We start from the raw sequence: 24,322 nt of genomic DNA on the forward strand, positions 1-24,322 counted from the left end.
TCGCGCCCTGCTTGGATGAGGGCATGAGTGCTGCTGACGAGATCCTCGACATCGTCGACGAGAACGACCGCGTCATCGGGCAGTCGCCCCGGGGCGAGGCCTACGCCAGGGGCCTGCGGCACCGCTGTGTGTTCATCCAGGCGCGGGACGCCGAGGGGCGGATCTTCGTGCACCGGCGGACCCCGACCAAGCTGGTCTTCCCCTCCCTGTACGACATGTTCGTCGGCGGAGTGGTCGGCGCGGGCGAGGCCTACGACACGGCGGCCCTGCGCGAGGCAGAGGAGGAACTGGGCGTGACGGGTCTGCCGCTCCCGCGGTACCTCTTCAAGTTCCTCTACGCCAACGGCGCCGGCCAGACCTGGTGGTCGGCGGTGTACGAGGTCCGCTGCGACCTTCCGGTACAGCCGCAGGTCGAGGAGGTGGCCTGGCACGACTTCCTGCCCGAGGACGAGGTGCGGCGGCGCCTGGGCGACTGGGAGTGGGTACCGGACGGACTGGCGGCGTACGAGCGGCTCAGGGCGTTTCGGTCGATGGGCTGAGCGGGTTCGTCCCGAGGCTGCGGAGGGCGTCGCGGAGGCGGCACCGGCAACGCCCGGCGACCGTGTCCCGGGTAGGGTCGCGCACGTGATCGAGTTCGTACGGAACGTCCGTTTGTGGTTCGCGCCCGCGCAGGTGCGCCAGGACGGCGAGACGCCCGACTACCGGTTCTCGCTGGCGAACGAACGCACCTTCCTGGCCTGGCTGCGCACCGCGCTCGCGCTGATCGGCGGCGGCTTCGCCGTGGACCAGTTCCTGCCGGACCTGCGCTGGGGCTGGCGGGTGGGGCTGGCGCTCGCCCTGCTGGCCGCGGGCGTGCTGTGTGCGCTGCGGGCGGTCAACCACTGGGTGCGCTGCGAGCGGGCCATGCGCCGGGGAGAGGACCTGCCGGTGTCCCGGTTCCCGGCGGTACTGAGCCTCGTCGTCGCGATCGTGGCCCTCGCCATGGTCGTCGTGGTGCTCGTGGGGTGGGAGGGGTGAACGCGCCGGCGGCCCGGCGACAGGACCCCGACCGCGACCCCGGGCTGCAGCCCGAGCGGACCCGGCTCGCGTGGCGGCGTACGACGCTGTCGGGCACGGTCTCCGCCGTACTCGCCGTGAAGACCGCGCTGCACGGCGGGGCGTCGGCGCCCGGGCTCGTCGCGTGCGCGCTGTGCTGCGTCCTGTGGCTGGGCTTCCTGAGCATCGCCCACCGCCGCATCCGCACGCTCTCGGCCACCGCCAGCCCAGCGGCGTTCGCTCCCCGGCACGCCACGGCCGCGGTGCTGTGCACACTGGCGATGGCGGTGTGCGGGGCGGCTCTCGTCGTCTAGGGACGCGGCGGAGGGCGGCCGCCGGGGCACGGCACGCCGGAGGCCAGGGCCCCGCACGCCGGGACGCGGCGGGCGCCGGAGGCCAGGACACGGCGGGACGCGGCGAACGCCGGACACCACGACACGCCACGCCAAGGGGCCGGAGGCCAGGACGCCGCACGGCGGGACACCGTACGGCCGGACACCGCACGCCAGGACGCCGCACGGCGGGACACCGTACGGCCGGACACCGCACGCCGGGACACCGCGCGCCGGAGGCCAGGGCACCGAACGCCGGGACACCGCACACCCGACACCGGGACACCGCACGCCGGGCACGGCACACCAGACTCCAGGGGCACCGCGCGCCGGGCCACCGCACACCCGACACCGGGACACCGCACGCGCCAGGGCGCCGCCCACCGGACGCCAGGACGCCGCACGCCGGGACGCCGCACACCGGACGCCAGGACACCGCACACCAGGACACCACACGCCAGGGCGCCGTCGGCAGCTACGTGTCCTCCGGCTCCCAGTCCACCGTCACTACGATCTTGCCGCGCGTCCGGCCCTCCTCGTTCAGCCGGTGCGCGTCCGCCGCGCGTTCCAGCGGGAACGTCTCGGAGACGTGCACGCTCACCACGCCCTGTTCCGCGAGTTCGGACAGCCGCTGGAGGTCCTCGGCGTCGGGGCGGACGAAGTAGTAGCGGCCGCCGTAGTTCACGACGCCGCCGTCGGCGACCGACACCAGGCGGCCCTCGGGGGCCAGCAGGTTCGCCGAGACCTTCAGCGCGTCCCCGCCCACCGTGTCGAACACCGCGTCCACCCCCTCGGGCGCCAGCCCGCGCACGCGCTCGCCCAGGCCCTCGCCGTACGTCACAGGCTCCCCGCCGAGGCCGCGCACGAAGTCGTGGTTGGGCTCGCTCGCCGTGCCGATCACCCGGGCGCCGAGGTGGGCGCCGAGCTGCACGGCGATCGAGCCGACGCCGCCGGCCGCGGCGTGCACCAGGACGGTCTCGCCCCGCTTCACCTGGAGCAGCTTGACCAGCACCTGGTAGGCGGTGAGCCCGACCAGCGGCAGACCGGCCGCCTCCTCGAAGGAGAGATTGCGCGGCTTGCGCGCGAGGGTGCGCAGGGGCGCGGCCACGTACTCGGCGAAGGTGCCGCGGGAGAGGAAGTCCTCGCGTACGTACCCGATGACCTCGTCGCCGACGTCGAACTCCGACACGGCCATGCCGGGCCGTACGACGACGCCCGAGACGTCCCAGCCGGGCACCACGGGGAAGGCGGCTTCGAAGAGCCCTTCGAGGTAACCCTCGCGGGCCTTCCAGTCGACGGGGTTCACGGCCGCCGCCCGCACCTTCACCAGCACCGAGTCCGGGCCGACCTTGGGATCGCGGACCTCCCCGAACGCCAGCACTTCGGGTCCGCCGTACCGCGAGTAGCTGATCGCCTTCATGGCTTAGACCTTCCGGGCTCGCCGCGCGGCACGCAAGCCGGATGGCCTGAACGAACCGGGCCAGACCTCCCCGGCGCCCCGCGGCGGGAGTCGTCGGCATATCGTGGCTCCGATCACCTTTCGGCCCCGCTCTGGACTACATACCGACCGGTCGGCATCATGAGTCGGGAACTGTTCACCTGCCCGTAGGAGCGACGCATGAGCCCCGACCACCCGCCCGGACTCGACCTCGACCGGCTGCGCGGCCTGCTCGACCGCGAGCGGCCCGGCCTGGTGAGCGGCGCCCTGTCCGGCCGGCTGATCGAGGGCGGACGGTCGAACCTCACCTACGCGGTCTCCGACGGCACCTCCCGGTGGGTCGTACGGCGGCCCCCGCTCGGCCATGTCCTGGCCACCGCGCACGACATGAAGCGCGAGCACCGGGTGATCAGCGCGCTGCACCCGACCGCCGTACCGGTTCCGCGGCCGGTGCTGCTGTGCGAGGACGAGGAGGTGCTCGGCGCGCCGTTCTACGTCATGGAGTTCGTCGGGGGCACCCCGTACCGCACGGCCGACCAGCTCGCCCCGCTCGGTCCGGAGCGGACCCGGGGCGCGGTGCTGAACCTGGTGGACGCGCTGGTGGAGCTGCACGCGGTGGACCCGGGCGAGGTGGGGCTCGCGGACTTCGGCCGGCCCGAGGGCTTCCTGGACCGGCAGCTGCGCCGCTGGGGCAAGCAGCTGGACGCCTCGCGCAACCGCGAGCTGGCCGGGATCGACGAGCTGCACGCGACGCTCGGACGGCAACTGCCCTCCTCCCCCGCCCCGGCCGTGGTGCACGGCGACTACCGGCTGGACAACGTCCTGATCGGCGAGGACGACCGCATCAAGGCGATCCTCGACTGGGAGATGTCCACCCTGGGCGACCCGCTCACCGACCTGGGCCTGCTGGCGATGTACAGCCTGCCGCTCGACGCCCCTGACTCCCCCGTCTCCACGACGGCCGAGGCGCCGGGGCACCCGGACCCGGCCGAACTGATCGAGCGGTACGCCGCCCGCTCGGGGCGCGACGTCTCCGCGGTCGCCTGGTACACGGCGTTCGCCTGGTTCAAGCTCGCCGTGATCCTGGAGGGCATCCACTACCGCTACACCCTGGGCCAGACGGTCGGACGCGGCTTCGACCGCATCGGCGACCTGGTCCCCGTCTTCATCGAGCACGGTCTCACCACCCTCCAGGAAGGCTGACGGACATGGACTTCGCGTTCGACGCGCGCACCGAGGAGCTGCGCGGCAAGCTGCTGGCCTTCATGGACGAGTACGTCTATCCGGCCGAGGCCGTCGCGCACGAGCAGCGGACCCGGCTCGCCTCGCCGTGGGAGACCCCGGCGGTGGTCGAGGAGCTGAAGGCCGAGGCGCGCAGGCAGGGCCTGTGGAACCTCTTCCTGCCGGACTCCGAGTACGGCGCGGGGCTCACCAACCTCCAGTACGCGCCGCTCGCCGAGATCATGGGGCGCTCCCCGCAGCTCGCCCCGACGGTGACGAACTGCGCGGCACCCGACACGGGCAACATGGAGGTGCTCACCCAGTTCGGCGACGAGCAGCAGCGCAAGCAGTGGCTGGAGCCGCTGCTGGCCGGTGAGATCCGCTCGGCGTTCGCGATGACCGAGCCGGAGGTGGCCTCCTCGGACGCCACGAACATCACCACCCACATCGAGCGAGCCTCCGACGGCACAGACGAGTACGTCGTCACCGGGCGCAAGTGGTACATCTCCGGGGCGCTGCACCCGGACTGCAAGATCTTCATCGTGATGGGCAAGACGGACCCGGAGGGTTCCGACATCCGCCGTCAGCAGTCGATGATCCTGGTCCCCCGTGACACGCCGGGTGTCACGATCGAGCGCGCGATGCAGGTCTTCGGCTACGAGGACCACTACCACGGCGGCCATGCCGAGGTGATCTTCGACCACGCGCGCGTGCCGGCGTCGAACCTCATCGGCGAGGAGGGCGGTGGCTTCGCCATCGCACAGGCGCGGCTGGGGCCCGGCCGGATCCACCACTGCATGCGGCTGATCGGGATGGCGGAGCGGGCGATCGAGCTGATGTGCCGGCGGGCCGTGTCCCGTACCGCCTTCGGGAAGGCGCTGGCCCAGCAGGGCGTGGTGCACAACTGGATCGCGGATGCGCGGGTGACCGTGGAGCAGCTGCGGCTGCTGGTGCTGAAGACGGCGTGGCTGATGGACACGGTCGGCAACAAGGGAGCGCACACCGAGATCCAGTCGATCAAGATCGCCACGCCTCGCGCGGTGGTGGACATCCTCGACCGGGCGATCCAGTTGCACGGTGCGGGGGGTGTGAGCCAGGACTTCCCGCTGGCGGAGCTGTACGCGGGGGCGCGGACGCTGATGATCGCCGACGGGCCGGACGAGGTGCATCAGCGGTCGCTGGCGCGGCGGGAGCTGAAGCGGTACGTGTGACGCGGCGGGGCGGCGGGAGGGTTTTTCGCCCCCGCCGCCCCTACCCGTCCCATCTCCAAGGGCTCCGCCCCTTCGACCCCGCTGGGGGCTGCGCCCCCAGACCCCCGCTTCGGCCTGAACGGCCTCGTCCTCAAGCGCCGGACGGGCTGGGTTGCGCAGCTACGGGCGCAGTGCGCGCAGCAGCAGGTCCGCCAGGTGGTCGGCCACCTGCTGGGGGCTCATGGGGCCCTCGGGGCGGTACCACGTGGACAGGTGGTGGACCGAGCCGAAGTGGTAGTCGACCACCAGGTCCGCCGGGGTCGCCCTGGAGAAGACGCCCGACTCCTGGCCCTCCTCGACCAGCGCGCGGAAGCGCTCGTGGTAGCGGCGGCGCTCGGCGCGGACCTGCTTGTTCTTCTCGGGGCTCAGGTGGTGCATGGACCGCCAGAAGATCATCGCGTCGTCGAGGTTCTCGATGGTCGTCACCACGACGTCCGCGGCCGCGGCCCGCAGCCGCTTCTCCACCGGCTCGTCGGCGTCCGCGACGGCGTCCAGTCTCTCCTGCTGGATGCGCAGCACACGCGCGTACACCTCGTGCAGGAGGTCGTCCTTGGAGCCGAAGTAGTGGTACAGCGCGCCTTTGGTGACACCGGCCGCCTCGACGATCTCCTGCACCGAGGTGCGGTCGTAGCCCTGCTCGGCGAAGAGCCGGGTGGCGGCGGCCAGGAGCCGCTGAGGTACGGGGGTGCCGTCCGAGTCCGTCGTCCTGGGCACTGCCGCCACCTGCCTTTCCGTACTGCTGTCAGTTGCCTTGTGTCCGGGAACGAAGCTCCCGACGGAGGATCTTCCCACTGGCCGTCTTCGGCAAGTCCGGCAGGATCTCCACCTGGCGCGGATATTTGTAGGCGGCCAGTCTCTCCTTGCAGTACGCGGCGAGTGCATCCGGGTCCGTGTCGGCGTCCGGACGCAGGCTGATGTACGCCTTGACGGTCTCTCCGCGGTACCCGTCGGGCACGCCGACGACAGCGGCCTCGCGCACCGCCGGGTGCGTGTAGAGCACGTCCTCGACCTCGCGCGGCCACACCTTGAAGCCGGACGCGTTGATCATGTCCTTCTTGCGGTCGACGACGTACAGCCAGCCCTGCTCGTCCATGAAGCCGATGTCGCCGGTGCGCAGTTCGGCGCCGGGGAACGTCTCGGCGGTGGCGTCGGGGCGCCGCCAGTAGCCGGGCACGACCTGCGGGCCCCGGACGACGATCTCGCCCTGCGCGCCGAAGGGGACCTCGTCGCCGTTGTCGTCGACGATCCGTACGACCGTGTCGGGGCCGGGCAGGCCGACCGCGAGGGTCCCGGAGACCGGGTCGACGGGCGCCTGAAGGCCGGGCGGCACGGAGGCGCAGGGCGCGGTGCACTCGGTCAGGCCGTAGCCGTTGCGGATGTACGGCCCGAAGCCCGCCCGGAACTTCTCCACCAGCGCGGGCGGCAGCGGGGCGCCGCCGGAGGAGATCACCCGGAAGGAGGAGAAGTGGTCGCGGCTGACGGACGGGTGGGCGGCCAGCGCCATGAAGGCCGTGGACGGGCCGACGGTGTAGTGCGGCCGGTGCTCGGCGAACGCGTCGAGCACCACGCCGGCCTCGAAGCGGTAGGCCAGCACGAGCGTGCCCGCGCTGTTCAGGCAGGCGCCGAACTGGCAGACCATGCCGGTGATGTGGAACAGCGGCGCCAGCGCGAAGTAGACGGGCCGCTCGGGCAGCCCCAGTCCGGTCCGCTGCCGCTCGGCGTTGTACATGATGTTGCCGTGCGTGTTGGTGGCGCCCTTGGGCGTGCCGCTGGTGCCCGAGGTGTAGCTGATCAGCGCGATGTCGGAGGGAGCGGGGTCACGCCCCTCGGGCGCCTTGTCGCCGGCCCGCGCCACGGCCACCAGGTCGTCCGCGTCCGGGGCCTGCGGCAGCCGCTCGAAGGTCAGCACGCGCGCGTCACCCCGCGTCTGGAAGTCCAGCTCGCAGCCGGTGAGCACGATCCGCACGGGCGAGTGCGCCGCCGTCTCGCGCAGATACGACTCCCACGCCCGGTCCGAGCAGATCAGCGCGGCGACCTCGCCGTCCCGCAGGACGTGGGCCACCTCGCCCGACTTGTACATCGGGTTGACGGGCACGACGACCGCGCCCGCCTTCCAGGCGCCCAGCACGGCGAGCACGAAGTGCGGGGAGTTCTGGAGCAGTACCGCGACCCGGTCGCCGCGCTCCAGTCCGCGCGCCGCGAGATGCCCGGCGACGGAGTCGCTGAGCTCGTCGACGTCCCGGTAGGTCAGGCGGCCGTCGAAGTAGGCCAGGAAGTCGCCGTCGGGCGTCTCGGCCACGGCCCGGCGCAGGGCGTGCACGAGGGAGCCCGCGGGGCTTATCGCGCCCTTCTGGGCGTCGCTCAGCAGGTCCAGCCAGGGTTTGGCCGCGTAACGGGACTCGGTCACCGGCTCTCCTCCCACTGCTGCTGGATGCGGTTCATGCCGGTGAGCCACCGGTCGGGGTCACCGGCCCGGGCCTGGTAGTACGCGGCGACCTCGGAGTGCGGCAGTATCAGGAACCGGTCCTCCTCGATGCCCTTCACCAAGGCGTCCGCCACGGCCTCCGGCTCGATCGCGGTCGGCTGGAGCACCAGGTCGCCCGCGCTGCCGGTGGCGGCCAGCATGTCGGTGCGTACGCCCTGCGGGCAGATGGCGTGGACCTTCACTCCCCGGTGCCGGTACGTCAGCGACAGCCACTCGGCGAAGGCGAGGGCGCCGTGCTTGGTGACGGCGTAGGGCGCGGCGCCGATCATGGTGAGCAGCCCGGCGGCGGAGACGGTGGAGACGAACCGGCCGCTGCCCCGCTCCAGCCAGTCGGGCAGCAGTTCGTGAGCGGCCCGGACATGCGCCATGACGTTCACGTCCCAGGAGGTCGCCCAGGCCTTCTCGTCCAGCGGCCCGTCGGCGTCACCACCTTCGAAGGCGACGCCGGCGTTGGCGCAGTAGACGTCGACGGTCCCGCCGAGGGCGTCCCGGGCCGCGCCGACTATCGCCGAGGCATCACCGGGCACGGCGATCCCCCCGATTTCGTCCGCAACGGCCTGCCCTCGCGCGGCATCCAGGTCGTTGACGACAACCCGGGCCCCTTCGGCGGCGAAGCGCCGGGCGAGGGCAGCCCCGATACCACCACCAGCGCCCGTGACCACGACTCCAGCACCCTCAACGGCTTCCACCATCGGTCTCCCTCGACGCGACTCGGCTGTGCTGCGCCAGACTAACTGGTCGGTATGTTTCAAGGAAGGGCCCACCGCAACACCCTTAGGGGCGCGGGGAACTGCGCGACCAGCCACAACGAAATCGGCACAAAACGGATCACGGAGGCCACCCCATGCGCCCTTCAAGACGAGCCTTACTCACGGCGGCCACGGCAGCAGCCGTCTCGGCCACACCCACCGCAACCGCGGCCCCACGCCCCAGACAACTCCGCACCGGCTTCGAACGACTCGCCCACGACGGCTACACCCTGCTCGACGGCCAAAAGGTCGGCATCGTCACCAACCCCACCGGCACAACCCGCGACGTCCACCACATCGTCGACGTCATGCACGAGGACGACCGCGTCGACCTCACCGCCGTCTTCGGCCCCGAACACGGCTTCCGCGGCACCGCCCAGGCCGGCGGCTCCGAGGGCCGCTACGACGACCCGGCGACCGGCCTGCCCGTCTACGACACGTACCTCAAGAGCGGCCGGCCGCTCGCCGACATCTTCACCGCGTCCGGCGTGGACACGGTCGTGTTCGACATCCAGGACGTCGGCGCCCGCTTCTACACGTACATCTGGACCCTGTACGACTGCATGGAGGCCGCGCGGCTCGCCGGCAAGCGGTTCGTGGTCCTGGACCGGCCCAACCCGGTGACCGGACGCGCGGCGCTGGGGCCCGTGCTGCACAAGGAGTTCGCCACGTTCGTCGGGCGGCAGCCGATCTCCCAGGCTCACGGGATGACCGTCGCGGAGCTGGCACGGCTGTTCAACGAGGAGTTCCTGACCGAGCCGGTACCGCTGGAGACCGTGCCGATGTCGGGCTGGAGGCGCTCGGACTTCTACGACGCCTCCGGGCTGCCCTGGGTGCCGCCGAGCCCGAACATGCCGACGCCTCAGACGGCCCTGGTGTACTCGGGGACGTGTCTGTTCGAGGGCACGAACCTGTCGGAGGGACGCGGCACGACCCGGCCGTTCGAGCTGCTCGGCGCGGAGGGCATCGACCGGCGCTGGGCCGCCGCCGCGAACGAACTGGCCCTGCCCGGCGTGCGCTTCAGGGAGGCGTACTTCGCGCCCACCTTCTCGAAGTTCCAGGGCAGGACGATCGGCGGTGTGCAGGTCCATGTGCACGACCGGGACGTCTTCGATCCCGTACGGACGGGGATCGCCCTGCTCGTGACCGCCAGGAGGGTGTGGAGCGGGTTCGCCTGGCGCTCCGACAACTGGATCGACAAACTCACCGGCTCCGCGCGCGTGCGCACGATGATCGACGCGGGCGCGGACACCGACGAGGTCGTGGCGGGGTGGCAGGAGGAGCTGGCGGCGTTCCGGAGGATGCGGCGGAAGTACCTCCTCTACCGCTGAGCACGGAATCGCGCGCCCAATGCGCCCGTGACGTATGGCCAAGCTCCCCCGTTGGCAGGACGATGCGCCACATCGCGCGCGTCACCCGGGGGAACAGGGGGCCTGTCATGGCGGATCCGGCGATGAGTGTGACTCCCTACTGGGAGCTGACCTTCGACGCGGACGGGGACCCGGAGGGCCGCCGGCGCGACCGGCTGCTCGCCGGGGTGACCGAACACAAGGTGCGCGACCTCGTGGTCTTCGCGCACGGCTGGAACAACGACCGCTCGGGTGCGACCCGGCTCTACGACCGGTTCCTGGCGCCAGTCCCGCGGCTGGCCCCGGCCGCGCGGATCGGGTACGTCGGGGTGCTGTGGCCGGCGATGCGGTTCTCCGACGAGCCGATCCCCGACTTCCCGCGGGCCGTGGCGGCCGGGGCACCCCGGCGCCCGGTGCTCGACAAGGACACGCGGCACGCGCTGCTGGAGTCCTTCCCGGGCCGGGCGATCCTGGTCGACCAGATCGCCCGGCTGCTGGAGCAGCAGCCGCCGGAGGAGGCCGAACTGGAGGAGTTCGGGCGGCTGGTGCGGCTGCTGGTGGAGGTGGTGGCGCCCGGGCCGCAGGCGCTGTTCGCGGCGGACACGGTGGCGGAGGGCGTACCGCAGAGCGAGCCGGAGATGTTCGCCGGCTCCTCGGCGGCGGCCTGCGAGGAGTTCGCGCGGGCGCTGGCGGGCCTCGAAGCGCCCGGTGCGCAGCAGGGGTTCGGCCTCCCCAACCCCTGGGAGGGCGCGCACGAGCTGCTGCGGCAGGCGACGTACTACGCGATGAAGCGCCGCGCGGGAACGGTCGGTGAGCGCGGTCTCGGCCGGGTCCTCGGGCAGCTCGCGAAGGCGGCGCCGGGCGTGCGCGTGCACCTCGTCGGGCACAGCTTCGGCGCACGGCTGGTGTCGTTCGCGCTGCGCGGCCTGGCCGAGGGCGTGCGCACGGTGAAGTCGGTGACGCTGCTCCAAGGGGCGTTCTCGCACTACGCGTTCGCGACCCGGCTGCCGCACGACGCCCGTGCCGGAGGGGTGCTCCAGGGGCAGCAGAACCGCGTCGACGGTCCCCTGGTGTGCTGCCACTCCCGGCACGACTCGGCCCTGGGCACGATGTATCCGCTGGCCTCGCGTATGGCGGGCGACAGCCGCTCGGTCGCGGGCCTCGGCATCGGGCGGGCGCTGGGCGCCAAGTGGGGTGCGATGGGCTACGGCGGGGTGCAGGCGGTGCCGGGCACGCGCGCGTACACCCTCGCCGAGGCCCTGCGGGCGAAGCTGCCCGCCTCGGGGTGTGTGAACGTCGACGCGGCGGCGGTGGTCAGACGCGGTGGCCCGCCCGCCGGCGCGCACAGCGACATCCTGCACGAGGAGCTGGCCCGGCTGGTGCTGGCGGCGGGCCGCATCCGCTGACCCGCCGCCCGCCCTTTTGCGTCACCGGTGCGAGGTGAACTCCACGACCTGCTGGTAGGTCGGCCGGTTCTGCCAGCTGATCTTGCCGTGCTTGATGCCGCCGAGGGTGCGGTGGTTGATGGAGTCGGCGCACCACTGGTCGCCCGCCGAGCACACGTCGTCGCCCGGGTAGACCTGGGCCGCGGTCTTGCCGGCCGCCTCCTTCAGGGTGCTGACGAGGGTGTCACGGCAGGCGCCGAGGTCTCCGCCGCCGCAGTACTCGCGGGCCAGCGGTCCCCGCACCTGCTCGCCGAGCACGGCCCGGATGTCCTTGTCGACGTAGCTCCACCAGCCGTACTGGAAGGAGCTTCCGGCGTGCGACCCGGTCGGGCCGTGGGAGGCGGACGGGGACTCGTCGACGGGGAGGTTGGCGGTCATCGCCTCGAACAGCTCGCTGCCGAGGCCCGGTTCGAACTCGGCCTTGACCAGCAGCGGCCACCAGGCGTCCAGGATGCGGATCGCGTCGGCGTCGGCGTACCTCTTGGAACCGGCCGAGGTCTCCGTGCGCTTGCCGCCCGCGGCGACCCACGCCTGGAGCTTGCTGACGGCTGCTGCCACGGTGGGATCGGTGACGGGCGAACTGCCCACGACCTTCAGCAGCTTGGGCAGGACGTCCTCCACCCGCAGATCGGCGACCCCGGCATCCGCCATCGCCTTCACCAGCGACGCCCGGGTGACCCCGCCCTGCTGGACCAGCTTCTTCACCCGGTCCTCGAGGAGGTTGCCGCGGTGCACGGAGCCGTTGCCCCAGGGCGCGGCCGTGTAGTCCTTGGCCTGCTTGTTGTTCCAGGAGATGTAGTAGTCCTGGTCGATGGAGTTGGGGTGGGCGGAGGGTGGGGTGTAGTCGGCCGTGTTGGTCGCCGGGTCCCAGCCCCGCCACTCGTGCGCCGGCCGGGCCCAGACCGGGAACTCGGGGTCGACGCCGTTCGCGCGCACCGGGTTGTCGCCGCTGTTGTAGTACGCGGTGTGCTCGGAGTCGACGTAGAACCAGTTGAAGGTGTAGTTGATGTGCTGCACCGCCTTCTGGAACGACTCCGGGCCCTTCACGTACTCCGGGTCGTTCAGCATCTGGAAGCCGATGATGGAGTCGGCCTCGTGCAGGAAGGACGAGCGCAGGGAGGTGTAGGCGACCTTCTTGCCGCCGACCGTCGCGCGGTACTCGACGGGTCCGTACTTGGTGCGCCAGACGCGCATCGTGTACGAGCCGGCCGCCGTGCCGTCGGCGACCGTCGGCTTCCAGGCGTTCTTCCGCTCGACCTTCTCCATCGGCGTGCAGGTGCCGCGGTACAGGTAGTGGTAGTCGTCCTGGCACAGCTCGACGGCGTACGTGTCGATGATGTCCTGGCCGGAGGTAGTGGCGCTCCACGAGTAGTCCTGGCCGCGGCCGAGTTCGACGTACATGCTCAGACCCGCGAAGGAGGCGCCGCGGGCGCTGATGCCCGGCCCCTGGAGTTCCTGGAGCAGCAGCAGCTGGGGCGCGAAGTAGCCGGTCTGCGGGCCGAACACGGCGACCGGGTGGCCGCTGGCGGTGTGCTCGCCGTTGACCACGAGGGCGTTGGACATGCCGCGCTTGGCGGACGACAGGGCCGTCTTCGCCGCCTCCCGGGAGGCGCTGGTGGCGTTTGAGCCGGCCGCGCTGCCCGTACGGTCGTGGACCAGCGGTTCCTGGGTCACCGAGCCGGCGTCGGGCAGGGCCCGGCCCTGCGGGTCGGCCGGTTTGGTCGCGTACGGGAAGCTGCCGTCGTGCTGGGTGAGGACGGCCTCCGGGTCGTTGCGCTCGCGGAAGGACTCCCACACCTTGGTGCCCTCGGCGACGCCGTACTTCTCTTGAGCGGCCAGGAGCGAGAGGGCGTTGTTGACCTCGCCGCCTCCGCCGGAGCCGAACAGCGCGCCGATGACGGACGCCAGGGCGACCATGTCGGTGATCTTGAAGTGCTCGATCTTCCCGGCGTTGGTGACCGAGTCCTTGTGCCCGGTCAGGACGTACTCCCCGGGGAAGTACCGGCCGCTGTCGGAGGCGTCGATGTAGGCGTTGATGCCGTCGAGGTAGGCCTTGACGTCGGCGAGGGCCAGCTTGCCGCGCTCGCCGTTGGTGGCGACGGCGTTGTCGATCTGTGCCTGGAGATCGGCCTCGGAGTACGGGGCGTGCCGCCAGAACTGCTGTTCCAGGCCCTGGTTGGAGGGCGCGCCGCCCGCAAAGGAGGTGAGCTGACCGCGCCCGACGTGCCGGAAGACGTCCATCAGCCACAGCCGGTCCTGGGCGGCCGCGTAGCCGGCGCCGAACTCCGTGCCGTACCTGGTGGTACCGGTGATGTGCGGCACACCGGTCTTCTTGTCCCGGACGATCGTCACGTCACCGCGCCCGGCGGGTTTGACGGTGGAGGCGACCTGATCGGCCGGGACCCCGAAGGACGCGTCGTTGAAGAAGTTGTTGATCTTGTCGTTGGTGAGGCCGGTGTACCCCTTGGCGAGGTTGGCATACGGCCCGAGCTGGTCCTCGGCGTGCTCGGGCTGGGTGCCGAAGGCCTGGTTCAGGAGGATCTGCGCGAGGGTGGCGTTGCCGTTCTGGCCGGGCGGGAGTATGTCCGAACACTGGTTGCCGCAGTAGTCGTTCGCCATCGCCGTGGTCTGCGCGGTCTCCGTCTCCGAGGCGGCCGCGTGTGACAACGGCGACAAAAGACCTGCGATCAGCGCGCATACCGATGCGGTCTTCAGGAACCCGGGGATTCCGCGGGGAGTTCTCATTCTGTCGAGAACGGTGCGTGGGTTACGCCGTGGCATGTGGGGGGCTCCTCCCGACGGGGGTGGGCGGGATGTTACCGCCGGTATCCCCGGCTTTGAAGATGAACAAGCGTCACTTTTTGGAGTCAGCACAACAGGCACACGGACCACGGCAGTCGACTCAGGGCCTCGTCGGACCGCTTATGGAGGCCATTTGAAATCGGATGGAGCCGATTCGCTTGTCGATACGTCTATTCGGCGACGTCCTTACGACGACGCCGAAGTGACCGGATTTCAGGTGCAGGTGTGACGGAGGTGCAGGACGATGGCCGGTTTCCGGAGTCTGGCGAGACAGGTCCGCGATCCGCGGTGCGATCTGGCACTGCGGCGCTATTCGCTGCGCAAGTGCCTTGAGAGGTTCGCCCCTTACGGGCACAGGGCGACCTGGGACCATCTGTGTTCCCGGGCAGGGTTCGGTCCCGAGGACCGGTCCCCCGATCCGGCGCGGCTCGTGGCCGCACTGGACGAACTGGAGGAGGCGCGGGCGGTCTGGCTGGCCTACGAGGTCGAGTTCGCCGAGCGCCGCAAGAAGGAGAAGCACGACGGACTGCGCCGGCCGGGCAGTGTGGACGACTGGCACCGGCTGACCTGGGGCGGTTTCGGCGTGGCGTGGTGCGACGATCCGGCGGTCCATCCCCGTGAACCGCTGGCCGAGGTGCTGCGCCGGCTGATCGCCGCGCTGGAGCGCGAACCGGGCTCGGGGTGCCCGGTGTGCGGCGGGGAGCAACTCGCCTGGAAGTACGACCTGGACCACGAGCCTTCGGCGGGTCCGGTCTGCACGGACTGCGGAATTCTCGTACCGCGTCCGGTCCTCACGCCCGAGGCCCTGACGGACGCCAGGCGGGCGAGGTTGTTGGTGTCGGCTTGACGAATGCGGGTGCGCGGGGGTGCGCCGGGGATGCCGCACCCCACTGTCGTCGCCGGGGCCGGCTGTCAGTGGTGACTGGCACCATCAGGACATGGTGCAGGCGTGTCTGAACGGTCCGCGGACCGCCGCCGACGGTACGGCGGTGCCGCTGACTCCCGAGTCCATGGCCGACTCCGCGGCCGACGCCGTCGCGGCCGGGGCCACGGACATCCATGTCCATCCCAAGACGCCCTGCGGGCGGGACACGTTGTCACCGCGGGTGCTTGCGGTGACGTTGTCGGCGATTCGGGCGCGGGTGTCGGTGCCGGTGGGTGTGACCACGGGGGCGTGGGCCGAGCCGGACGCTGCCGCCAGGCTGGAGCGGATACGGAGCTGGACCGTCCTGCCCGACCACGCCTCGGTCAACTGGCATGAGCCCGGGGCGGAGGAGGTTGCCGCCCTGCTCCTGGATCTCGGGGTGGGTGTGGAGGCCGGCATCTGGTCCGGGACGGACGGTGCGGAGCGGTTCGCTGCCTCGCCGCTGGGGCCGGAGGTGCTGAGGGTGCTGGCCGAGGTGACGGATACCGACCCTTCGAGTGCGGTGGCCTCCGCGCGGGGGTTGTTGTCCGGCCTTGGTGCCGCGTATGGGCGTCCTGTCCTGCTGCACGGGGAGGACGGGGGTGCGTGGCCGGTGCTGCGGCTTGCGGGGCGGTTGGGGTTGGCCACGCGGGTCGGGGCGGAAGATGTGCTGCGTCTGCCGACGGGACGACTGGCCGGGTCCAATGCGGAGTTGGTCGCGGCGGGGTTGGTGGAGTACGAGGCAGGTCGGCGGGGTGCTCGGCGTGGCCGCTGAGGCCGGGTGGGTCCGCAGCCCGGCGGAGCGGGGCGCCGCTGCGCCCACCCGTGCCGCCCCAAGCGGCACGACTGCCCGCAGCTAAGCGCGCATGCAGCACTAAGCGGACGCCCGGCCCCTGTCGACCATCAGGCGGGAGCCCGTGCGGCGTTCGCCGAAGACGTCGCCCGGGTTGGACAGCACGCAGGTGTCGAGGGAGAGGCAGCCGCAGCCGATGCAGTCGGTGAGGTGGTCGCGGAGGCGGTTCAGCTGCTTGATGCGTTCGTCCAGCTCCGAGCGCCAGGCCTCGGAGAGACGCGCCCAGTCCTCCCGGGTCGGCGTCCGCTCCTCGGGAAGCTCCGCCAGCGCCTCACGGATCGTCGCCAGCGGGATGCCGACCCGTTGCGCGGCCCGGATGAAGGCGACCCGGCGCAGCGTGTCACGCGAGTAGCGGCGCTGGTTGCCCGAAGTGCGGCGACTGCTGATCAGGCCCTTGGACTCGTAGAAGTGCAGGGCGGAGACGGCGGCCCCGCTGCGCGCCGACAGCTGGCCGACCGTGAGCTCGTGGATCTTCTCTGAAATCTGGGGCACCTTTCGAACCCTACCGATCGACCCTCCCGGGTCCGTTGACACGGCCCCCACAGCCGACCATGCTAAGCAGTCGCTTAGATATACGAGCGCACGCAGACTTCCTGACGCGAGAGGCCGGGACATGGCACAGCCGAGGATCTTCACGTCCGTCGACGACCTGAAGTCGGCGGTGGGCGAGCAACTGGGGTACACCGACTGGCTCGACATCGACCAGAAGCGGATCGACCTCTTCGCGGAGGCCACCGGCGACCACCAGTGGATCCACGTCGACCCGGAGAAGGCCGCGGCGGGGCCCTTCGGCACCACCATCGCCCACGGCTATCTCACGCTGTCGCTGCTGCCCCTCTTCGGACCGCAGCTGATCTCCGTCGAGGGCGTGAAGATGGGCGTCAACTACGGGACGAACAAGGTCCGTTTCCCCTCCCCCGTCCCCGTCGGCTCCCGGCTGCGCGCCACCGCGACGATCACCGGCGTCGATGACGTGCCCGGCGGTGTCCAGGTGACCGTCGCCTTCACCGTGGAGCGCGAGGGCGGCGACAAGCCCGTGTGCGTCGCCGAGTCCGTCGCCCGCTACTACTTCTGACCCCGGCGGGCTACCGGCGGGCGTCTTCTCCCCCGGCCCCCACCATCCGCAGCACGAGGTCGGCGTACAGCGCGCCGACCTCGTCCGGCGTCCACGGCCCGTCGACGTTGAACCAACGGGCCACGTCGATGCAGAGCGACAGAACGGCCAGGGTCGTGCCCTTCACGTCCACGACGTCGAACTCACCGGCCGCCACGCCGTCCTCGATGATCGCCCGCACCTCGGCGTCACACTGCCGCCGCAGCGCGAGGATCTCGTCGCGGGCGTCCGGACCGAGCGAGTCCAGCTCGTACTGGACGACCCGGGCGGTGGTGCGTCCGCCGGCGTGCCAGCGGACGAAGGAGCTGACCGCACCTGCCAGGCGCTCGCGGGCGGTACCCTCCCGCCGGGCCGCCGTCCGCAGGATCTCCAGGGCCTTCTCGTGGCCGATCCTGCTGATGCGGTGCAGCAGCTCTTCCTTGGTCTTGTAGTGGATGTAGAGCGCGGCCGGGCTCATTCCGGCGCGACCCGCGATGTCCCGGGTCGTCGTGGCGTGGTACCCGCGCTCGGCGAAGGCCTCCACCGCGGCGATCAGCAGCCGTCGCGCCGCATCGGGCGTGACCTCGCCCCACGCCTGCGCCTCGCCGCCGGCCGTCTCCTCCGCCGTACTCATCACTCGCCCCTCTCCACCGACAGGGACAACACCATACCGCCGAAGGTGAGCGAGCGCTTAGTGCGGCAGCTCAGCGCTTCTCGAAAGGGGCGTACGAGGGCGCCGCCGGCTGCGTCGGCCCCTCCTGACGGTCCCGGATCACCTTGGCGAGGGTGAAGGAGGAGGTGACCAGGTACAGGACGGCGATCGCGAGGAAGCCCCGCACCCAGGCGTCGGCGCTCAGCTGGTAGATGCCGATGGCGGTGGCCGCCATGGCGACGGCGAAGGAGGCGACGGCCTGGCCGTAGAAGGCGGCCGTGTTCTGCTGCTTGCTGCCCGGTGTGTCGCTCATGGGGCAAGCTTCGGCGGACGTGGCCCGCGCCACATCCGCCGAAATACTCAGAGGCGTACTCAGAACGCCGAAACGCCCGTCAGCGCCCGCCCGATGACCAGCTTCTGGATCTGGCTCGTGCCCTCGTAGAGGGTCATCACGCGGGCGTCGCGCAGCAGCTTGCCCGCGGGGTACTCGTCGATGTAGCCGTAGCCGCCGAAGACCTGGAGCGCGTTGCCCGCGGCTCGGACGGCCGCCTCCGAGGCGAACAGCTTCGCCTTGGACGACTCGACGGCGAACGGCAGGCCCCGGTCGATCAGGTCGGCGACCCGCCAGGTCAGCAGCCGGGCGGCGTCGACGTCCACGGCGATGTCGCTGATCAGCTCCTGGACCAGCTGGTGGTGGGCGATGGTCTTCCCGAACTGCTCGCGCTCGCCCGCGTACCGCACGGCCGCGTCCAGCGCGGCCTGGGCTATGCCGACACAGCCCGCGGCGACCGACATCCGGCCCTTGGCGAGGGCGGACATGGCGATCGAGAAGCCCTTGCCCTCCTCCCCCAGCAGCGCCGAGGCGGGCACCCGGACGTCCTCCAGCACGATTTCGGCCGTGGCCTGGCCGCGCAGCCCGAGCTTCCCGTGGATCGTGCGGCGCGTCAGGCCGGGCGTGCCCGTGGGGACCAGGAAGGCGGAGACGCCCTTGTGACCGGGGGCGTCGGTGGAGCGGGCGAAGAGCAGGACGACGTCGGCCCAGGTGCCGTTGGTGATGAACATCTTGGTGCCGTTGATGACGTAGTCGTCGCCGTCCCGCACCGCCCGCGTCGCGAGGTTGCCCGCGTCCGAGCCCGTGCCCGGCTCGGTCAGGCCGAAGCAGCCGACCGACTCGCCGGAGGTGAGCCCCGGCAGCCACCGCCGCTTCTGCTCCTCGCTCCCCCAGGCGGCGACGGTCTTCGCGACCAGCCCCAGCGAGACGGAGACGATCCCGCGCACGGACGAGTCGCCCCGGCCGAGTTCCTCCGTGACCAGGCAGTACGCGAGGTGGTCGCCGCCGGAGCCGCCGTACTCCTCGTCGATCGTCAGCCCCAGGAAGCCGACCTCGCCGAGCTTCTTGACGATCGCGCGGTCGACTTCCTCGGCGCGGTCCCAGGCGACGGCGTTCGGGGCGATCTCGCGCTCCACGAAGTCCCGGGCGAGCTGCCGTACGGCGGTCTGCTCCTCGCTGAGCTCCAGGTTCACCACAGGTCACTCCACTTGAAAGCCGTACATTTAAATTAGCACTGCTAGTTTCGATCGGCAGCCCTACTATGTGCGCCATGGCCCGACCGCGCAAGCCCTTGCTCAGCACCGACCGGATCGTCGAGACGGCCCGCGCGCTCGTGGACGCGGAGGGCCTCGCGGCCGTCTCCACCCGCCGGCTCGCCGCCGAACTCGGGGTCAGCGGGCCCTCGCTCTACAACCACTTCCGCACCAAGGACGAGATCCTGGAGGCGGTCGCCGACTCGGTGAGCGGCCAGGTGGACCTGACGATGTTCCAGGACGGCCGGGACTGGCGGACCGCGCTGCACGACTGGGCCGTCTCCTACCGGGCCGCGCTGCGCGACCACCCGAACATCGTCCCGGTGCTGGCCCGCGGCCCCGGCCGCCGCCCGGCGGGCCTGCGCCTGGCGGACGCCGTCTACGGCGCGATGGTCGAGGCGGGCTGGCCGCCGGCCCAGGCCACGTCCATCGGCGCCCTGATGCGCTACTTCGTCATGGGCTCCGCGCTCGGCTCCTTCGCCGGGGGTTTCGTGGACGACGCGAGCGCCTACGACCCCGCCGACTACCCCCACCTCCAGCAGGCTCATCTCCTCGCCGAGCAGCAGGAGAAGATCGACGAGCGGGCCTTCGAGACCGGGCTGACGGCCCTGCTGGACGGGCTGGCACGGCAGTACGAGCAGGTGCGGCGGACCGCGTAGCAACGCCGAGTCAGACAGTTCGGCGACGGCCGAAGTGTCCGTGTTCCATGCTGGGGTCATGACGACGAGGGACCCGCAGGCCACGGCCCTGGCACGGCTCGCGGCGCTGTTCGCGGACGAGACCCGGGCCGCATGCCTGCTGGCGCTGCTCGACGGGCGGGCCTGGACCGCGAGCGAACTGGCTCGGCACGCGGGTGTCGCCGCGTCGACGCTGAGCGAGCACCTCGGCAGGCTCGTCGCGGGCGGTCTGCTCGCCGAGGAGCGGCAGGGCAGGCACCGGTACGTCCGGCTGGCCGACACGCGGGTCGCGCAGCTGGTGGAGGACCTGGCGGCGCAGGTCGCACCGGACAGGGCCGTACGGCCGCGGAACCTGCGGGAGTCGAGCGCCGGTTCGGCGATGGCCCGGGGGCGCACCTGCTACGACCATCTCGCCGGGCGGCTCGGCATCGCGGTCACGGACGCGCTGACGGCGCGCGGGCTGCTGCAACAGGAGACCGGGTTCGCGCTCACCGACGCCGGGCTGGCGTGGTTCGAGTCGGCCGGTATCGGTCTCGACCGGCGTGGCCGGCGCCCCTTGGCCCGGGCCTGTCTCGACTGGACCGAACGCCGGCCTCATCTCGCGGGCGTCGCGGGCGCGGCCCTGTGCCGGCACGCCCTGGAGACGGGGTGGTGCGTGCGGATCGGCTCCGAGCGGGCCGTGAAGGTGACGGCGGGCGGTGAACGGGCCCTGTTCGAGCTGCTGGGCGTGCAGGCCGTGGCGCTGCGCTGACCCCGAAGTCTCGCCGGACAGCCCCGACGGGCCGTGGACGCCCCGTCCGAAATTCGCGAGCGTCCGTTCCCCTCCCCTCCTAACCTCGGGATCATGATGAACAACACCTCCTCCCGTCCCGACCGCCGCGCGGAGCTGCTGGCCGCCGGGGCGGCCACGGTGACCGTCGTGCTGTGGGCGTCCGCCTTCGTGTCGATCCGCAGCGCGGGCGAGGCGTTCTCGCCGGGGGCGCTGGCGCTCGGGCGGCTGCTGGCCGGGGCGCTGACGCTGGGGGTGATCTGTCTGCTGCGGCGGGAGGGTTTGCCGCCGCGCTCGGCCTGGCGCGGGATCGCCATATCGGGCCTGCTGTGGTTCGGCGTCTACATGGTCGTCCTCAACTGGGGCGAGCAGCAGGTCGACGCGGGTACGGCCGCCCTGGTGGTGAACACGGGGCCGATCCTCATCGCCCTGCTCGGTGCCCGGTTCCTCGGTGATCCGATGCCGCCGCGGCTGCTGGCGGGGATGGCGGTGTCGTTCGCCGGTGCGGTGACCGTGGGTCTTTCGATGTCGGGCGAGGGCGGTGCCTCGGTGCTCGGGGTGGTGCTGTGTCTGCTGGCGGCGGTCACGTACGCCGGCGGGGTCGTGGCGCAGAAGCCGGCGCTGGGCACGGCGAGTCCGTTGCAGGTGACGACGTTCGGCTGCCTGGTCGGCGCGGTGGTCTGCCTGCCGTTCGCCGGGCAGCTCGTCCAGGAGGCCGCGAAAGCACCGGCCTCGGCGACGCTCAACATGGTGTACCTGGGCGTCTTCCCGACCGCCCTCGCCTTCACGACGTGGGCGTACGCCCTGTCCCGGACGACCGCGAGCCGGATGGGCGCGACGACGTACGCGGCGCCCGCGCTGGTCGTCCTGATGTCCTGGCTGTTCCTCGGCGAGGTGCCGGGGCTGCTCACCCTGGTCGGCGGTGTGCTGTGCCTGGCGGGTGTCGCGGTGTCCCGGTCGCGGGCGGCGGCTCGGGCCGGGGCTCCGGGAGCGGTTGCGCAGCCCCGGCCCGAGCGGACTTCGGACTCAGCCCGCTGACTCGGCTTCCGCCTTGGCCTCGGGCGCGGCCTCCGGTTCCGCCGCGCGCGCCCGGTCCGCGAGGACCTTGATCGAGATCAGCGCGATCACCGAGAGCGCGATGATGTAGCCGGACACCGCCATCGAGGTGCCCGTGGCCTCCAGGAGCAGCACCATGACGAAGGGGGCGAGGCCGCCGCCGGCGACGGCCGCGATCTGGTAGCCGAGGGAGGCGCCGGTGTAGCGCATCTCGGGCGTGAACAGCTCGGCGAACAGGGCGGCCTGGGGGCCGTACATGATGCTCAGGAAGCAGCTGGCGACGAACGTGCCGACCGCGAGCCACAGCAGCGAGCCGGTGTCGATCAGCAGGAAGAGCGGTACGGCCCACAGCGCGATGCCGGCCGCCCCGAAGGCGTAGATCCGGATGCGGCCGATGCGGTCGGAGAGCGCGGCGGCGGCCGGGATCAGCACGAGCTGGGTGAGGCTGACGCACAGCGAGACCAGGAGCACCGGGCCCTTCTCCATGTCCAGCTCGCGGGTCGTGTAGTCGAGGACGCCGGTGATGAGGATGTAGAAGGTCGCGGTGTTCACGGTGAAGGAGCCGCCGGCGAGGAGCACCGTGCCGAGGTGGCCGCGCAGGATCGTGCGCAGCGGCGAGCTCTGCTCGGACTTCTCCTGCTCGGCGAGGGCGCGCTCGGCCTCCCGGAACGCCGGGGTCTCCTCGACGCGGGTGTGGATGTACCAGGCGAGGCCGAGCACGAGCAGGCCGACCAGGAACGGCACGCGCCAGCCCCACGCCGCGAACGCCGAGTCGGTGGTGAGCGCGCCGGCGGCCAGGAAGACGGTGTTGGCGGTCACCACGCCGATGGGGACGCCGAGCTGGACGACGCTGCCGTAGACGCCGCGCTTGCCCTCCGGGGCGTACTCGGTGGCCAGGAGCATCGCGCCGCCCCACTGGGCGCCGACGGCGACGCCCTGTGCGACGCGGAGCAGGACGAGCAGGATCGGGGCGGCGACGCCGATCGTGTCGTACGTCGGCAGCAGGCCGATGCCGGTGGTGGCCACGCCCATCAGCGTCAGCGCGAGGACCAGCATCGGCTTGCGGCCGCGCTTGTCGCCGAGGTGGCCGGCGACGATGCCGCCGAGGGGGCGGGCGAGGAAGCCGACGGCGAACGTGGCGAAAGAGGCCAGTACGCCGGCGGTGGGGCTGCCGGCGGGGAAGTAGAGGTCGCCGAGGACGAGGGCGGCGGCGATGCCGAAGACGAAGTAGTCGTACCACTCGACGGCCGAGGCGAGGGCCGCGGCGGTGGCTACGCGGCGGCGGTTGCCCACGGCGGGCGCGGTGGAGGTGGGCGGCTGAGCGGAAGGGGCCGTGTCCATGTGGTGCACGCTCCGGTGGGTGCGGGGACGGAACCGGGGGGTGGCTCGGATTCCGGGGAACGTACTGACCGGACGGTATGGACGTCAACGGGTCGCACACCAGGAGTTTTGCCTGTACGCGCCACCGACTACGGGTGCGGGCACGCCTGAGGCCCCGGCCTCGCGCGGAGGCCGGGGCACCGGGGGAAACGGGCTAGAAGACGACCAGTGCCCGGCCGCCCTTGCCCGCCAGCATGTTCTCGAAGGCCGCCGGGATGCCGTCCAGGGAGATGCGTTCGGTGACCAGGGCGCTCAGGTCCAGACGGCCCGCCCGGACGTGTCCGGCCAGTACCGGGAGGTCCTCCGCGGGGTTGGAGTTGCCGTAGACGCAGCCGGTCAGGGTGCGGCCCCAGTGGAAGATCTCCAGGGCGTTGAAGGTGACCTGCTGGTCCTTGCCGCCGATGCCGACGACCGTGGTGCGGCCGCCGCGACGGGTGGAGTCCCAGGCCGTGCGGATGGAGACCGCGCGGCCGGCGCACTCGACGGCGACGTCGACGCCCTGCCTGCCGGTGAGGGCGCGGATCTCGCGGGCGGTGTTCTCGGAGGCGAGGACGTAGTCGGTGGCGCCGGCCGCCCGGGCCAGCTCCTCCTTCTCTGCGGACACGTCCACCGCGACGATCTTCGAGGCGCCAGCGATCCGGGCGGCCTGGAGGGCGGCGAGCCCCACTCCCCCGACGCCGAACACCGCGACCGTCTCACCGGGCCGGACCTGGGCCGAGTGGTGGACGGCGCCGTAGCCGGTCAGGACGGCGCAGCCGAGGAGGGCCGCGTCGGTGAGCGGGATGCCGTCCGGGGCGGGCAGGACGCACGCCGCGGACACCACGGTCTCCTCGGCGAACGCGCCGACGTTCAGGCCGGGATGGAGGTCGGTGCCCTCGGTGGTGCGGGCGTAGACGTCGGCGGCGCCGTTGAGGGCGTTGGCGCACAGCCAGACCTCGCCGAGCGAGCAGGCGTGGCAGGTGCCGCAGGACGGGGCCCAGTTGAGGACGACCCCGTCGCCGGGCGCGACGTGGGTGACGCCCTCGCCGGCGGCGACGACCGTGCCGGCGCCCTCGTGGCCGAGGACGGCCGGGACCGGGACGCGCATGGTGCCGTTGGACAGGGACAGGTCGGAGTGGCAGACCCCGGCGGCGGCGAGCCGGACGCGGACCTGGCCCGGTCCGGGGTCGGGCAGGTCGATGCCGGTGATCTCCAGCGGGGAGCCGACGGCGGGCAGGACGGCGGCGCGGACAGCCATGACGGAAGGGA

General features: G+C 71.8%; 24 protein-coding genes. 13 read left to right on the forward strand and 11 right to left on the reverse strand.

Translation table 11 applies throughout. The features are described from left to right. Positions 1 to 23: 23 nt before the first annotated feature. The 3 genes from PV963_RS09455 (at position 24) to PV963_RS09465 (ending at position 1,349) form a co-directional block, all read left to right on the forward strand. Positions 24 to 539 carry an NUDIX hydrolase gene (locus tag PV963_RS09455; RefSeq protein WP_274815201.1) on the forward strand — a complete coding sequence of 172 codons (516 nt, stop codon included), beginning with the start codon at positions 24 to 26 and terminating at the stop codon, positions 537 to 539. Positions 540 to 624: 85 nt separating this feature from the next. Further along, positions 625 to 1,017, forward strand: coding sequence for a YidH family protein (locus PV963_RS09460; RefSeq protein WP_274815202.1), 393 nt, complete (start codon positions 625 to 627; stop codon positions 1,015 to 1,017). Beyond that, complete coding sequence (locus PV963_RS09465; RefSeq protein ID WP_274815203.1) at positions 1,014 to 1,349, forward strand: DUF202 domain-containing protein; 336 nt, start codon at positions 1,014 to 1,016, stop codon at positions 1,347 to 1,349. The genes PV963_RS09460 and PV963_RS09465 overlap by 4 nt, the downstream gene beginning before the upstream one ends. Positions 1,350 to 1,842: 493 nt before the next feature. Here PV963_RS09465 and PV963_RS09470 read toward each other — a convergent pair whose 3' ends face one another. After that, positions 1,843 to 2,787, reverse strand: coding sequence for an NADP-dependent oxidoreductase (locus PV963_RS09470; protein ID WP_274815204.1), 945 nt, complete (start codon positions 2,785 to 2,787; stop codon positions 1,843 to 1,845). Between the two features lie 198 nt (positions 2,788 to 2,985). Between PV963_RS09470 and PV963_RS09475 the strand changes: the two genes are divergently transcribed. Together PV963_RS09475 and PV963_RS09480 are read left to right on the forward strand one after the other, a co-directional pair. After that, a complete protein-coding gene (locus PV963_RS09475; protein WP_274815205.1) occupies positions 2,986 to 4,008 on the forward strand; it encodes a phosphotransferase family protein in 1,023 nt (340 codons plus the stop codon). A gap of 5 nt (positions 4,009 to 4,013) precedes the next feature. Next, positions 4,014 to 5,237, forward strand: coding sequence for an acyl-CoA dehydrogenase family protein (locus tag PV963_RS09480; RefSeq protein ID WP_274815206.1), 1,224 nt, complete (start codon positions 4,014 to 4,016; stop codon positions 5,235 to 5,237). A 159-nt stretch (positions 5,238 to 5,396) separates the two neighbouring features. On the opposite strand, the gene PV963_RS09485 is transcribed toward PV963_RS09480, so the two are convergent. From PV963_RS09485 to PV963_RS09495, 3 genes are read right to left on the reverse strand one after another with little or no spacing between them, the layout of a single operon-like run. Beyond that, positions 5,397 to 5,990: a TetR/AcrR family transcriptional regulator gene (locus tag PV963_RS09485; RefSeq protein ID WP_274815207.1), complete on the reverse strand. Its 594-nt coding sequence runs from the start codon at positions 5,988 to 5,990 to the stop codon at positions 5,397 to 5,399. 28 nt (positions 5,991 to 6,018) lie between these two features. After that, positions 6,019 to 7,683 (reverse strand): class I adenylate-forming enzyme family protein, encoded by a 1,665-nt coding sequence (locus PV963_RS09490; RefSeq protein ID WP_274815208.1) that lies wholly within the window; start codon positions 7,681 to 7,683, stop codon positions 6,019 to 6,021. Beyond that, positions 7,680 to 8,453, reverse strand: coding sequence for an SDR family oxidoreductase (locus tag PV963_RS09495; RefSeq protein ID WP_274815209.1), 774 nt, complete (start codon positions 8,451 to 8,453; stop codon positions 7,680 to 7,682). Before PV963_RS09495 ends, PV963_RS09490 begins: the two co-directional genes overlap by 4 nt. Positions 8,454 to 8,605: 152 nt before the next feature. Between PV963_RS09495 and PV963_RS09500 the strand changes: the two genes are divergently transcribed. Beyond that, a complete protein-coding gene (locus PV963_RS09500; protein WP_274815210.1) occupies positions 8,606 to 9,841 on the forward strand; it encodes an exo-beta-N-acetylmuramidase NamZ family protein in 1,236 nt (411 codons plus the stop codon). 107 nt (positions 9,842 to 9,948) lie between these two features. Continuing rightward, positions 9,949 to 11,265 (forward strand): serine-threonine protein kinase, encoded by a 1,317-nt coding sequence (locus PV963_RS09505; RefSeq protein ID WP_274815211.1) that lies wholly within the window; start codon positions 9,949 to 9,951, stop codon positions 11,263 to 11,265. Positions 11,266 to 11,286: 21 nt separating this feature from the next. Here the strand turns inward: PV963_RS09505 and PV963_RS09510 are convergent, their stop codons facing one another. Continuing rightward, positions 11,287 to 14,085 (reverse strand): penicillin acylase family protein, encoded by a 2,799-nt coding sequence (locus PV963_RS09510; protein WP_274815212.1) that lies wholly within the window; start codon positions 14,083 to 14,085, stop codon positions 11,287 to 11,289. A gap of 265 nt (positions 14,086 to 14,350) precedes the next feature. Between PV963_RS09510 and PV963_RS09515 the strand changes: the two genes are divergently transcribed. Together PV963_RS09515 and PV963_RS09520 are read left to right on the forward strand one after the other, a co-directional pair. Then, positions 14,351 to 14,953 carry a hypothetical protein gene (locus PV963_RS09515; RefSeq protein WP_274815213.1) on the forward strand — a complete coding sequence of 201 codons (603 nt, stop codon included), beginning with the start codon at positions 14,351 to 14,353 and terminating at the stop codon, positions 14,951 to 14,953. Between the two features lie 91 nt (positions 14,954 to 15,044). After that, positions 15,045 to 15,785 (forward strand): 3-keto-5-aminohexanoate cleavage protein, encoded by a 741-nt coding sequence (locus tag PV963_RS09520; protein ID WP_274815214.1) that lies wholly within the window; start codon positions 15,045 to 15,047, stop codon positions 15,783 to 15,785. Between the two features lie 99 nt (positions 15,786 to 15,884). On the opposite strand, the gene soxR is transcribed toward PV963_RS09520, so the two are convergent. Then, on the reverse strand, positions 15,885 to 16,355 hold the full coding sequence (gene soxR / locus PV963_RS09525) for a redox-sensitive transcriptional activator SoxR (RefSeq protein WP_274815215.1): 471 nt from the start codon (positions 16,353 to 16,355) through the stop codon (positions 15,885 to 15,887). A 121-nt stretch (positions 16,356 to 16,476) separates the two neighbouring features. On the opposite strand from soxR, the gene PV963_RS09530 reads away from it, so the two are divergent. After that, on the forward strand, positions 16,477 to 16,938 hold the full coding sequence (locus PV963_RS09530) for a MaoC family dehydratase (protein WP_274815216.1): 462 nt from the start codon (positions 16,477 to 16,479) through the stop codon (positions 16,936 to 16,938). 10 nt (positions 16,939 to 16,948) lie between these two features. On the opposite strand, the gene PV963_RS09535 is transcribed toward PV963_RS09530, so the two are convergent. From PV963_RS09535 to PV963_RS09545, 3 genes are all read right to left on the reverse strand, one after another. Next, positions 16,949 to 17,590, reverse strand: a complete 642-nt coding sequence (locus tag PV963_RS09535; protein WP_274815217.1) for a TetR/AcrR family transcriptional regulator — start codon at positions 17,588 to 17,590, stop codon at positions 16,949 to 16,951. A gap of 70 nt (positions 17,591 to 17,660) precedes the next feature. Beyond that, entirely contained in the window at positions 17,661 to 17,921 is a 261-nt protein-coding gene (locus PV963_RS09540) for a YiaA/YiaB family inner membrane protein (protein WP_274815218.1), read from the reverse strand. 59 nt (positions 17,922 to 17,980) lie between these two features. Beyond that, positions 17,981 to 19,132: an acyl-CoA dehydrogenase family protein gene (locus tag PV963_RS09545; RefSeq protein ID WP_274821982.1), complete on the reverse strand. Its 1,152-nt coding sequence runs from the start codon at positions 19,130 to 19,132 to the stop codon at positions 17,981 to 17,983. Positions 19,133 to 19,209: 77 nt separating this feature from the next. Here PV963_RS09545 and PV963_RS09550 point away from each other — a divergent pair, with 77 nt between their 5' ends. The 3 genes from PV963_RS09550 to PV963_RS09560 all read left to right on the forward strand — a co-directional run bounded on the left by PV963_RS09550 (position 19,210) and on the right by PV963_RS09560 (position 21,676). Continuing rightward, positions 19,210 to 19,851 carry a TetR/AcrR family transcriptional regulator gene (locus tag PV963_RS09550; protein WP_274815219.1) on the forward strand — a complete coding sequence of 214 codons (642 nt, stop codon included), beginning with the start codon at positions 19,210 to 19,212 and terminating at the stop codon, positions 19,849 to 19,851. Positions 19,852 to 19,909: 58 nt separating this feature from the next. After that, the gene (locus PV963_RS09555) at positions 19,910 to 20,620 is read left to right on the forward strand and encodes an ArsR/SmtB family transcription factor (protein WP_274815220.1); all 711 of its coding nucleotides are present in this window, start codon (positions 19,910 to 19,912) and stop codon (positions 20,618 to 20,620) included. A gap of 93 nt (positions 20,621 to 20,713) precedes the next feature. Next, positions 20,714 to 21,676 carry a DMT family transporter gene (locus PV963_RS09560; RefSeq protein ID WP_274815221.1) on the forward strand — a complete coding sequence of 321 codons (963 nt, stop codon included), beginning with the start codon at positions 20,714 to 20,716 and terminating at the stop codon, positions 21,674 to 21,676. Here the strand turns inward: PV963_RS09560 and PV963_RS09565 are convergent. Both PV963_RS09565 and PV963_RS09570 read right to left on the reverse strand, forming a co-directional pair. Then, the gene (locus PV963_RS09565) at positions 21,665 to 23,035 is read right to left on the reverse strand and encodes an MFS transporter (protein ID WP_274815222.1); all 1,371 of its coding nucleotides are present in this window, start codon (positions 23,033 to 23,035) and stop codon (positions 21,665 to 21,667) included. The two genes, PV963_RS09560 and PV963_RS09565, sit on opposite strands and share 12 nt — an antisense overlap. A gap of 193 nt (positions 23,036 to 23,228) precedes the next feature. Next, positions 23,229 to 24,311 carry a Zn-dependent alcohol dehydrogenase gene (locus tag PV963_RS09570; protein ID WP_274815223.1) on the reverse strand — a complete coding sequence of 361 codons (1,083 nt, stop codon included), beginning with the start codon at positions 24,309 to 24,311 and terminating at the stop codon, positions 23,229 to 23,231. Positions 24,312 to 24,322 lie beyond the last annotated feature (11 nt).

Source organism: Streptomyces coeruleorubidus (assembly GCF_028885415.1).
GTDB classification, from domain to species: Bacteria; Actinomycetota; Actinomycetes; order Streptomycetales; family Streptomycetaceae; genus Streptomyces; species Streptomyces coeruleorubidus_A.